This is a genomic window from Roseateles sp. P5_B10 (genome assembly GCF_056400485.1).
In genome coordinates this window covers 1-2310 of record NZ_JBFULE010000810.1, presented here as the reverse complement: position 1 = coordinate 2310, position 2310 = coordinate 1, and the positions used below count along the sequence as shown (strand labels likewise).

The following is a 2310-nucleotide window of genomic DNA, read 5'->3' as shown; positions in this document are numbered from 1 at the left end:
GAATTACAAACAGTAGGACGTGTAATTCGCTTTGTCGAATATTTCTGTTGGTGTGCGGGCCGCCCCTCTCGCGCGGCCGGAATCAACTACTGTCCCAGCTTTGTGCAGGGCGAACCATGCGCGATCCGAGATCCAGCGATGAATGATTCGTTCGACGGCATCGGCATCACCGCGGTCGAGCGCGATACCGGCATCCACAAGGAAACGCTGCGCGTCTGGGAGCGCCGCTATGGTTTCCCGTCGCCCAGGCGCGACGCGACCGGCGAGCGCCTGTACCCGCCGGAACAGGTTCAGCGGCTGCGGCTCGTGAAGCGGTTGCTGGACGCCGGCCACCGTCCGGGCCGTGTCGTTGCTGCGTCGGTGCAGGAGTTGTCGGCCCTGCTGAAGCCGCCTGCGGCCGTGCCCGTCGCGGGCGCGGCTGTCGAGCCTTTCGAGATCGCCGCCTGTGCCGCCTTGCTGCAAGGCCATGACGTCGAGGGGCTGCGGCGTGCGCTGTCCGAGGTCGTGCTGCGCCGCGGTCTGGGGCGCGGCGTCATCGAGGTCTTCGCGCCTTTGACGACGCGCATTGGCGAGCTGTGGATGAGCGGGGCGCTGCAGATCTTCCAGGAGCACCTCTACAGCGAATCCCTGCAGTTGGTGCTGCGCCAGGCCATGCATGCGTTGCCGCCCCCGACCGGTCGCCAGCCGCGGGTGCTGTTGACAACCCTGCCCGGCGAAAGCCACGCGCTGGGCCTGCTGATGGTCGAGGCTCTGCTGGGCCTGGAGGGCGCCGTCTGCCTGTCACTGGGCGTGCAGACCCCGTTGGCGCAGTTGCCTGCCGCCGCTGCGGCCTGCCGGGTCGATGTCGTCGCGCTGAGCTTCGCCGGCCAGTTGGCCCACCGCGCCATGCTGGACGGGCTGGCCAGCTTGCGCGGGCAGCTGCCGGCCGCCGTCGAAATCTGGGCCAGCAGCAGCAGCCGGGCACTCCGTTTGCCGGGCTCTCAGGACGGCGTGCGCTGCCTCGACGGCTTGGCCGCAATCGCGCCGGAGATGGCACGCTGGCGCGAACTTTAGAATCCCGCCTCTAGACGAGGATTTCTCATGCTTTACCCTGAACTGTTCAAACAACTCGAAGCCGTGCGCTGGAACATGGACCGCGACATCCCGTGGGACAAGTTCGACGCCAGCCTGTTGAGCGACGAACAGGCCCAGACCATCAAGATGAACGCCATCACCGAGTGGTCGGCGCTGCCCGCCACCGAGATGTTCCTGCGCGACAACCGCGAAGACAGTGACTTCTGCGCCTTCATGTCGGTCTGGTTCTTCGAGGAGCAAAAGCACAGCCTGGTGCTGATCGAATACCTCAAGCGCTTCCGCCCTGATCTCGTGCCCACGGAGGCCGAGCTGCACGAGGTGCGGTTCGACTTCGACCCCGCGCCAGCGCTCGAGACGCTGATGATGCATTTCTGCGGCGAGATCCGCCTGAACCACTGGTACCGCCGCGCGTCCGAGTGGCACAACGAGCCCGTCATCAAGGCCATCTACGAAACCCTGTCGCGCGACGAGGCCCGGCACGGCGGCGCCTATCTGCGCTACATGAAGCGGGCCATGGCCAAGTTCGGCGACGAGGCCCGCGCCGCCTTCGCCAAGGTCGGCGTGCTGATGGCCAGCGCCCGCCGCACGGCCCAGGCCCTGCACCCGACCAATCTGCACGTCAACGCCAAACTCTTCCCGCGCGACACCATCCAGAGCCGCCTGCCGGACCCCGAATGGCTGGAGCGCTGGCTGGACAAGCAGATCCAGTTCGACTCGGTTTGGGAGAACAAGGTCGTCGAGCGCATCCTGCACAACATGAGCCTGCTGATGGACCGCAGCTTCGCCACCGTGCAGGAGCTCAACCGCTTCCGCAAGGAAGTGGCAGCGCGCATCGTGCCGCCGGCGGCGCCCGACGCTCTGGCCAGTTCACCGACCTGAGGCGTTCAGAAACAAAAAACCGGGGCCAGTTGAACTGACCCCGGTTTGCTTTTGGACAGGCCGGCCGATCAGGCGCCGCGTGCCCGCTTCATCACCACCAGCGCGAAACCAGCGGCGGCCACGGCGACCCAGCCCAGGAACTGCGGCGAGGCGAGATCGGCCAGCGTGTGGCTCAGGTCCTGCAGCGACCAGGTCCACAGGTTGACATCCGACATCAGGGCCGACTTCAGGCCGTCCGCGTCATTGATCATCGAGTGGCCGAGGCGCTCGTTCCAATCGCTCAGCGCCTGCAGCGGCCAGTCGATGCTGTAGACCTTGTGCAGCACCAGGGTGACAACGAAGCCGCCGACGAAGACC

General features: G+C 66.2%; 3 protein-coding genes. 2 read left to right on the top strand and 1 reads right to left on the bottom strand.

What is annotated here, in order from left to right; translation table 11 throughout:
• Nucleotides 1-138: 138 nt before the first annotated feature.
• Entirely contained in the window at nucleotides 139-1053 is a 915-nt protein-coding gene (locus AC1DU6_RS27940) for a MerR family transcriptional regulator (protein WP_457325003.1), read from the top strand.
• 27 nt (nucleotides 1054-1080) lie between these two features.
• On the top strand, nucleotides 1081-1953 hold the full coding sequence (locus tag AC1DU6_RS27935) for a ferritin family protein (protein WP_457325002.1): 873 nt from the start codon (nucleotides 1081-1083) through the stop codon (nucleotides 1951-1953).
• Between the two features lie 68 nt (nucleotides 1954-2021).
• Here AC1DU6_RS27935 and AC1DU6_RS27930 read toward each other — a convergent pair.
• A partial coding sequence (locus AC1DU6_RS27930) for a hypothetical protein (protein WP_477861103.1) occupies nucleotides 2022-2310 on the bottom strand: 289 nt, incomplete at its 5' end.

Bases quoted from the DNA above. Each gene is read 5' to 3' on its own strand.
- AC1DU6_RS27935 (WP_457325002.1), top strand. From the start codon at position 1,081: ATGCTTTACCCTGAACTGTTCAAACAACTCGAAGCCGTGCGCTGGAAC.
- AC1DU6_RS27940 (WP_457325003.1), top strand. From the start codon at position 139: ATGAATGATTCGTTCGACGGCATCGGCATCACCGCGGTCGAGCGCGAT.